At 35.3% G+C, this 9,816-nt stretch carries 6 protein-coding genes; all 6 read left to right on the forward strand.

Annotation, left to right across the window (positions count from 1 at the left end; genetic code table 11):
* Positions 1-153 precede the first annotated feature (153 nt).
* The 6 genes from ACHZDT_RS11090 (at position 154) to ACHZDT_RS11115 (ending at position 9,638) form a co-directional block, all read left to right on the forward strand.
* Positions 154-2,595: a GNAT family N-acetyltransferase gene (locus ACHZDT_RS11090; RefSeq protein WP_394774695.1), complete on the forward strand. Its 2,442-nt coding sequence runs from the start codon at positions 154-156 to the stop codon at positions 2,593-2,595.
* Between the two features lie 17 nt (positions 2,596-2,612).
* Positions 2,613-3,950, forward strand: a complete 1,338-nt coding sequence (locus ACHZDT_RS11095; RefSeq protein ID WP_394774696.1) for a lysine N(6)-hydroxylase/L-ornithine N(5)-oxygenase family protein — start codon at positions 2,613-2,615, stop codon at positions 3,948-3,950.
* 249 nt (positions 3,951-4,199) lie between these two features.
* The gene (locus tag ACHZDT_RS11100) at positions 4,200-6,032 is read left to right on the forward strand and encodes an IucA/IucC family protein (RefSeq protein WP_394774697.1); all 1,833 of its coding nucleotides are present in this window, start codon (positions 4,200-4,202) and stop codon (positions 6,030-6,032) included.
* Entirely contained in the window at positions 6,032-7,438 is a 1,407-nt protein-coding gene (locus tag ACHZDT_RS11105) for an MATE family efflux transporter (protein WP_394774698.1), read from the forward strand. Before ACHZDT_RS11100 ends, ACHZDT_RS11105 begins: the two co-directional genes overlap by 1 nt.
* A gap of 391 nt (positions 7,439-7,829) precedes the next feature.
* Complete coding sequence (locus tag ACHZDT_RS11110) at positions 7,830-8,072, forward strand: acyl carrier protein (protein WP_089351709.1); 243 nt, start codon at positions 7,830-7,832, stop codon at positions 8,070-8,072.
* 177 nt (positions 8,073-8,249) lie between these two features.
* On the forward strand, positions 8,250-9,638 hold the full coding sequence (locus ACHZDT_RS11115; protein WP_394774699.1) for an AMP-binding protein: 1,389 nt from the start codon (positions 8,250-8,252) through the stop codon (positions 9,636-9,638).
* Positions 9,639-9,816 lie beyond the last annotated feature (178 nt).

Genomic DNA, 9,816 nt, shown 5'->3' on the forward strand with positions numbered 1-9,816 from the left:
AATACATCAAAGAAAAACTCTTTTTTAGCGGAGAAGTTCTCGTTGCAAGCACAAAAGTAAACGGAGAGTTCTACTTGAAATTCACCATTTTCAATCCGATTACAACCCTAAATGACATTAAAAAAATACTTAACCTCATAAAACAAAATGGAAATGAATACCACAGACTTAACTAATTTTCGCCAACTGGCAGAACAGGTAAATTTTAAATCCCTGCTCAATTGTTATTGCAGAGAATTCAGTAATTGGAGCCATTACGAAGGTATTCCCAAATACGATCAAACCCTTGCTGATTTCATGCAAACCATCGATCATAGCTCTTTTTTAAGGTTTGATTTTACAACTATTGGTCAGGAAGTTTTTGCGCCTTTGACTTACTTTTCAGAAAGTGGCGTACATTCTTTCAGCTTTCCGGTTGTTTCAAGAAATATCGCTACAGATGAATTCAGGGAAATAAATCCTATGGAATTTACACAACTTGTCAGCGAATTTGCTAAAACGGATTATCCTGATTTAGACGCAGTTCCTACGCAAAAACGTATGGAAAACAGTATCGATAATCTGGCTTTATATCTGGAACATTATAAAAACAGCAATCAAAAAGCCAATGATCCTGAACAAAGTTTTATACAATCTGAGCAATCTTTGATTTTAGGACATAGCGTTCATCCTTTGCCAAAAAGCCGTGAAGGTTTTACGAAAGAAGAATTGCTTCAATATTCTCCTGAAACGTCCGGAAAATTTCCGTTACATTTTTTCCTTGTTCATCCTGAAAATGTAATCGAAAAAAGTGCCGGAGATTATTTAATAACGGATTATCTAAGAGACGAAATTTCAAAATATGCCGATGAAAATGCGAAAGAATTACTGGTTTTTTACACTAATTATAAAGTAGTTCCAACGCATCCGTGGGAAGCAAATTATTTACTGGAAGAGACAGAAGTTAAAGAAATGCTATCCAAACAGCTTCTTTTTAGTCTGGGGCAATTTGGACCTTCTTATACTGCAACTTCATCTGTAAGAACGGTTTATAATGCCGAAAGTGAATGGATGTACAAATTCTCTTTACATGTAAAAATCACTAATTCATTTCGTGTCAATTATCTGCATGAATTAAATCGTGGTTATGATGCCGCACAACTCATGAAAACCGACTGGGGAAAAGGAATCCAGAAAGATTATCCTCAAATTGAGCTTATTACAGATCCTGCTTTTATCGCCGTCACTTATAATGACAAAGTTATTGACGGTTTCAGCACAAGCATTCGTCAAAATCCTTTTCACGGAGCTAATGCCAAGAAAAATGTTTCAATGGTCGCTTCACTTTGTCAGGATGGCGTTTTGGGTGAATCGCCAAGAATGCTGAATCTAATCAATGAAGCTGCTAAAAAACAAGATGCATCTGTAACCGAAACGGCGCTTTCATGGTTCAAACAATATCTGAATATTACGATAACGCCTTTGGTTGGTATTTTTAATAAATACGGATTCGGATCTGAGTTTCATCAGCAGAATATGCTTGTTGAATTTGATGAGAATCTGTTCCCTTCAAAACTATATTTTAGAGACAATCAGGGTTATTTTTTCCGTCAAGGAAAAGTCGAAGAACTGGAAAAACTGATTCCAGATTTCGGAAAAGAAAGCAGATCTTTTATTGCAGAAAGTAGAATTATTGATTTCTGGGGATATTATCTTTTAGTAAATCACTTGTTTGGAGTTGTAAATACTTTAGGCAAAAATAAACTCGCTGACGAAACCGTACTTCTTAATTTAATCTACGAAGCCTTAAAAAAAGAAGAAGATTTAGATACAACCGGTTTGGTGGCGCACTTCACAAATAGTGTCAAATTAGTTGTAAAAGGAAACTTATTGACGAGTTTAAATAATATGGATGAAGCCAGCGCGCCAAGAACAAATCCTGCGGTTTACAAGACTTTTCCAAATCCTTTGAACAAACACTTTTTCTCTAAAAAACTGATTAATCCAAAAGAAAATACTACCGTTTTCAGTCGCTTTTTTGAGAAGGAAAACGTCACAATCACTTTGCGTCCCGTAGATATTGATAAGGATTTAGAAATGCTCCATGAATGGTTTCATCGTGAACATGCGCTGAAAATCTGGCAAATGAACTGGCCAATTCGCGAACTCGAAGCGTATTACAGAATGTTGATTCCCGGAGATCATTCGCATAGTTTTATTGGCGAAGCAAACGGCGTTCCTACATTTAATATCGAAGTATATTGGGCAAGCCGAGATATTGTTGGCAACTATTATGATGTTTTACCATCAGATTACGGAACGCATCAATTTATTGCGCCAATTGATCCTAAATTAAAATACGGTTCACCGTCAACACAATCTATGATGGATTTTGTTTTGGGAGAATCAAAAGTGGGTAAAATGGTTGGCGAAGGAGCTGTAGATTCAATTGCATCGATGATGAACAAAGCGCATGTAGGTTTCAAAATCGAGAAAGTAATCGAAATGCCCCATAAAAAAGCCAATCTGAATTTTTGTTACAGAGAATGGTATTGGGCAAAATTTCCTGCTGCCAAAGATTTTCAAAACAATACCGTTTCAGCACATCAGGTTTAATTCATAAAAAAACAAAAATGAGTACAGAAAAAATATATTCAGTAATCGGGATTGGGATTGGACCTTTCAATCTTGGACTTGCCGCACTTATCGAACCCGTTGAAGATTTATCAGCATTATTTTTTGACCAGTCAGAAAACTTTGACTGGCATCCGGGATTAATGTTGGATAATGCAACACTTCAGGTTCCGTTTTTAGGCGATTTAGTTACAATGGCGGACCCAACAAATAAGTACAGTTTTCTAAATTATATCAAACAAAGCGGACGTTTATACACTTTTTATATCCGTGAAAACTTCTTTATTTACAGGCGTGAATACAATGCCTATTGCAAATGGGTGGCTTCACAATTGCCAAATTGCAAATTCTCGCATAAAGTTGTTTCAATAGATCACGTCGATAATGTTTATAAAGTCATGGTTATCAACACTCAGACTTGTATAACATCAACTTATTATGCCAATAAAATTGTTTTGGGAACAGGAACTTCACCGCATATTCCGGATTTTATTGATCCTGAATTACCTAATTTAATTCACGCCTCAAAATACCTGAATTTCAAATCTCGTATTCCTAAAAATGCAGCTGTAACTGTAATTGGTTCCGGACAAAGTGCTGCCGAAGTTTTCCGCGATCTTCTTCCTGCAACTCAAAACGGATTACAGCTAAAATGGTTTACGCGTTCCTCTCACTTTTTCCCTTTGGACAATAAATCAAAACTGACGCTGGAATTGACTTCTCCGGAATATGTAGATCATTTTCATAGTTTATCCGAAGAAAAAAGAAAACATCTTTTAGCCAGACAACACGGACTTTACAAAGGAATTGATCAGGAATTAATCAACGAAATTTTCGATAGTTTATACCAAATGAGTTTAGAAGATACGTCGCTAAATGTTGAATTACGTTCGAATATGCGACTGACCTCGGTCAATGAAGAAGCTGACGGAACTTATAATCTGGATTTTATTCACACCGAACTCGATCAGCCATTTGAAGATCAAAGCGATTATGTGATTCTTGCAACAGGTTATAAATACAAAGAACCCGCAATTTTATCCGGAATTGAAAGCAAAATCAATCGTCTGGAAAATGGTTTATTTAATGTGAATCGCAATTATACAATCGACAAAAACGGAACGGATATTTTTGTTCAAAATGCTGAATTACACACACACGGACTTTCAACTCCGGATTTAGGAATGGGCGCTTACAGAAATTCCTGCATCATTAACCAACTTGCAAATCGTGAAGTGTATAAGGTCGAAAAACGAATTGCATTCCAGCAATTTGGTGTCCAAAAAGCAACTTCAGAATTGTCTGCAAATAATGTTCTGGAATTAATAAATGAGTAACCCAGATTAGTGTAATTCCTAAAATTTTATTTAACACATTGTTCCGAAGCGCAACGTTATTAAGTTAAGTTTTGAATTCCCTCCAGCTTTAGCTGGAGTTTATTATAAAATCAATTAAAATGGCTTTAGCCAAAATACGTTATTTGGCTAAAGCTATATTATTGACGCATTAATTACCTCCAGCTAAAGCTGGAGGCTATTCAATAAACTAAACAAGCAATTAAAATAATTAGAAAAAAAACAACTAGAATGATAACCCCAGAAAACACATTCAAAGACGCACAACATCTCAACGCGGTCACTTGGGATCAGGTAAATCGAAATTTACTTGCCAAAAGTATTGCCGAATTAATGCGCGAAGATGTGGCAAAACCACAAATTATCAGCAAAGACGAAGATGGACTTACCCACTTTATCTTAGACACTGACAAAGAGAATATTTATTACAGTTTTTCGGCTTATCCGAGGTTTCTTAACTATTGGCATATTGTAAAAGAGAGCATTTATAAAATCGAAAACGAAGTAAAATCAGATCGTATCGATGTACCGAATTTCTTTATTGAACTTCAGGAAACTTTTGGAATCAACTCTTTTACGCTTGCACATTATGTTGAGGAATTGCTGCATACTTTATATGCTGATGCTTTTATTCATTCAAAACGCCGTTTGTCGGCTTCAAAATTGGCCGATGCTGATTTTCAAACTATAGAACATAGCTTGGATGGTCATCCGTGGGTAATTGTAAATAAAGGACGAATTGGTTTCGACTCAGAAGATTATGAAAATTACACACCTGAATCCGGACAAAAAACACGTTTGGTTTGGGTAGCCGCTCATAAAAACAGAGCCACTTTGCGTTTACAAAGTGATATGAATGAGCAGACTTTTTATGAAAATGAAATTGGTGCTGAAAAATTATCGGAACTTAAAAACAAACTAAGTCAGTTAAAAGTAAATCCGGCTGATTACATTTTTATTCCCGTGCATTTATGGCAATGGCAAAATAAACTTGTCATGCAATTTGCCAATGATATTGCCTCTAAAAATCTGATTCCGTTAGAATTAACCGAAGACATTTACAGTCCGCAACAAAGTATTCGCACTTTTTTCAATCAGAGTAAACCTGATAAACATTACGTAAAAACGTCAATGTCTATTTTGAATACAAGTCATATTCGAGGTTTGTGTCCCAAACAATTATCGATTGCACCGCGTTTGACCGAATATATTAAGGACATTTTAAAAAAAGATCAACATTTGCAAAATATGGGCGTTGTGCTTTTGGGCGAAATGGTTTCGGTTTCCTACACACATCCAAATTATAGCAAAATTGAAAATTCTCCTTATCAATACAATGAATATTTAGGCGCAATGTGGCGCGAAAGTCCGGTTAATTTTCTAAAACACGGCGAAAATCTAATGACAATGGCGGCTTTACTTTATGTTGACGATCATGGAAAAAGCCTTGTTGAAGAATTGATTGAAAAATCAGGACTTTCGACAGAACAATGGTTAAAAGCATATATGACCGCGTATTTAAAACCGGTGCTTCAAATTTATTACCAGCATTCATTATGCATTGATCCGCACGGGCAAAATGTGATTTTAATTTTAAAGAATTATGTTCCAACCCGAATCGCTTTGCAGGATTTTGTGGGAGATATTTTAATTAATGAAGAAGGAAAGAAAAAGCTTCCACAGGAATTTATTGACAATATGTTTAATACTTCTCCAAATCCTGAAAATGCGCCATTAACAATTCTTATCGCTGTTTTTGATGCATTTTTCAGATATCTGAGCGACGTATTAATTACAACCGCTGATTATTCTGAAACTTCATTCTGGAATTGTGTTCACGATATTATTATAGAATTTCAGCACGAACATCCGGAATTACAAGATTTGTTTGATAAATACAATTTATTCATTCCTGAGTTTAAACGCCTTATTTTCAATAGCCGACGTTTATATAATGGTTATGAAGAAACGGTTGGATTTCCACACATGAAAAAAAGTGGTTTTATTCCAAATCCGCTACATCAATTGATTCATGAAGAAGTATTAACCGTAAAAGAAAACTAATGAAAGAAGCAATTTTAAAAACACGCTCTTTCTTTGGTCTTTTAAGGCGTTCGCTTGCCGGAACCGAAAGTAATTTCACATCAGGAAGCATCAATAAAACCATTATTTTATTGTCGGTTCCAATGGTTGCCGAGCTTTTAATGGAATCTTTATTTGTGTGTTCAAACCTGTTTTTTGTCAGCAGATTAGGCACAAACGCTATTTCTATTGCCGGAGCAACAACAACTTTTATCACCTTTTGTTATTCGGTTTCCATAGGACTTGGAATTGCAGCATCGGCGATGATTTCAAGAAGAATTGGTGAGAAAAAATTCAAAGCCGCCGGACAAACCGCAATGCAGGTTATTTATATCACAACGCCCATTGCTGCAATAATAAGTATTGTCTGCGCAATCTGGACCACTGATATTATGAGCGCAATGGGACTTTCGACAGCAATGGTTCAGGAAGGAACAACATACGGAATCGTGATGTTTGCCTCAAGCGGATTCCTGATTCTGCGCATCGTAATCAACGGAATATTTCGTGGTGCCGGAGATGCTTCAACCGCAATGAGAATCCTTTGGCTTTCAAACGCAATCAATATTATTTTGTGTCCTGTATTTATTTACGGCTGGGGTCCAATTCCTGCTTACGGTTTACTTGGCGTGGGATTAGCAACCTTAATTGCCAGAGTTATTGGTGTACTTTATCAGGCTTATTATCTCGTGAGAGGTAAAAATGTAATGAAAATTGGAAAGGCACAATTATTACTCAATCTGGCAATTCTTAAAAGAGTTTTGAAACTGGCATTTGGCGGAACGGTTCAATTTATTATTCCCGCTTCAAGTTGGGTATTTATGATTAAGATCATGTCTCACTTTGGACCCAATGCATTGGCAGGATATATTTTAGCGCAAAGAGTAACGTCGATCGCAACAATGCCAGCTTGGGGACTTGGAAACGCAGCCGGAATATTAACGGGACAAAATCTTGGAGCAAAACAACCTGAACGAGCCGAGAAATCGGTTTGGAGAGCCGGAATGTTAAACATGGGATTTCTGGTGATTATCGGAATCTGCTGGATTTTCCTCGCCGTTCCGGTTGTAAAAATCTTTACGGATATTCCAGAAGTTATATCGTTTAGTACGAGATACATACATTTTATCTCTATGGCTTATATTCTTTTGGGATATACAATGGTGATTTCAAGAGCGCTCAACGCAGCCGGCGAAGTCAAAGTAGTAACCTGGCTTTATATTTTAATGTTTTATATCGTCCAGATTCCACTCGCCTATGCGTTAGGAATTTCTTTAGAATTTGGATCAAATGGTGTTTTTACCGCGATTCTTCTTTCAGAAATTGTATTGGCGGTTGCCTGTATAATTGTCTTCCGTAAAGGAAAATGGAAACATACTAAGGTTTGATATTAAGGATTAAAAAGGATTTTTGTTTCACGCAGATTTAGCAGATTATAGCAGATTTAATTCGATATAATAATCCGCGCATATCTGCTTAAATCATTTTAAAATCTGCGAGAAACAATTCGCATACAGAAAAATATATTAGAAAATATTTCACGCAGATTTAGCAGATGATAGCAGATTTAATTCGATATAATAATCTGCAAATATCTGCTTAAATCATTTTAAAATCTGCGTAAAAAATTAGCATACAGAAACATGAATTAAAAAATCCTTCAGGCAGATTTATATTTAATTCCAAAAATAATCCGCGCATATCTGCTTAAATCTTTTTAAAATCTGCGTGAAAAAAAATTAGCAAAGTATACTAAAATAACAATTTAAATAATAGAAAATGAGTACAATAGAACAATTACACGGAGTATTTGCAAGAGCTTTTGAAATTCCTGTTGAAGCAGTAAACGACGAATTAGAATATCAGGCTATTGCCGAATGGGATTCTATGAGCCATTTAGTTTTGGTTGAAGAACTGGAAAGCACCTATAATATCTCTATAGAAATGGAAGATATTCTGGAAATGGGAAGCGTAACAAAAATAAAAGATATCCTAAAAAAATACGGATTCGAAATTAATTAGAATAACCCGTTAGATGTAATTATTATTAACACATAGAAAACAAAGTTTTTAAAATAGTCGTTTATGCGAAAGAAATTCATTTCATTTTTAAACTCTTTTTTTAGAATAAAATCTATGTTTCTATGTGTTAAATAATTTTAAGCACTTACAATTAACAGATTAAACCAAACCTTAACTATGGAATTATACGATTTAATCAGAAAAAATGAAAAACTGACCTTTACAGATTCCTCGACAGGAGTTTCAAAAACAATGGCAGAAATGCATCAGTCCTTAGAAATTGAAAACCTGCGTTCTGTAGTTTTTATATACAACGACAATCAGTTGCCGGCAATTGAAACATTGCTGAATTTTTATCAAAGCAGGTTCACAATTGCTTTATTAGGAATGGGATTATTAGAGGATTTCAAGGAAAATTTAGAACAAAAATATACTCCTTATTATATCTATGATCCTTCGCGAACTGAAATTGAAGGTTATGTTGCAGTAAATGCCTCAGAAACGATAGTATTGTTTAAACGAAATGTCAATTTAATTTATCCGATACATGCCAAAACCAAGCTTTTATTAAGCACTTCCGGAACTACGGGTTCGCCAAAATTCGTCAGACTTTCTGATGAAAATCTGGTTCAGAATGCAAAGTCGATTATGGAATATATGCCGATTAAATCTGATGATGTTGTGCCGCTAAATGTGCCTATTAATTTTGTTTACGGCTTATCGATTTTTACGACAAATTGCATAAAAGCAAACCAAATTGTTTGTACGGATAAAGATGCTTTTCAGAAGGAGTTTTGGGCAGATTTTAAAAAATACGGCTATTCTACTTTAGGCGGAGTTCCTTATTTTTATGAAATGTTGTACAGTATTGGATTCTTCAAAAAAGATCATCTTTCCTTAAGATATCTTACTCATACAGGCGGAATGCTGAATCATAAATTAATCGAAGCCATTTCAGATTTCAGCGAGAAATTCAATAAACAATTCTTCGCTCAATATGGTCAAACCGAAGCTTGCGGACGAATGGCTTATCTGCCTCCAAGAGATCTTTTGAGAAAAGGAACATCAATTGGCTTACCCATCAAAAACGGAAATTTTGAAATCGATAATGAAACGGATGAACTTATTTATATTGGTCCAAATGTTTTTGGCGGTTATGCCAATATTAGAGCCGATCTTCAGTTTTTCGAACAAGAGGAAAAACTCCATACAGGCGATAAAGCCCGAATAGATGATGAAGGTTACTATTATATTGTAGGCAGAATAAAACGAATTGTAAAACTATTTGGGGTCCGACTTAATCTTGATGAAACCGAACTGCTTTTGAAAGATGCTTTGGGCGGACAAACTTTTATTTGTCTAGGAATAAACGACAAACATTTAGCCGTTATGTACACAGACGAAAGTTTAAACAAAGAGCCAATTCTAAAAGTCCTGAAAGCAAAACTGAATCTTCATGCAAATTCCTTAAAAGTAATGCATATAGAAAATGTGCCGCTTACACCAAACGGAAAAGTAAATTATCCGCTGCTTAAGGAATCTCTTGAGTTGGAAAGTTACGTTTAGGTTTTTTAGTTCCGGTTTTCAGTTTTCAGTCTCAATATGCAAGAATACTGAGACTGAAAACTGAAAACTTTTTTTCATTCACATTCATTTTCTGAATTGCCTCCAGCTTTAGCTGGAGGTATATGATTGATTAATAAATATGGCTTTAGCCGAAATTGCAACGTATTTTGGCTAAAGC

Source organism: Flavobacterium sp. (genome assembly GCF_043722275.1).
Taxonomy (GTDB): Bacteria; Bacteroidota; Bacteroidia; order Flavobacteriales; family Flavobacteriaceae; genus Flavobacterium.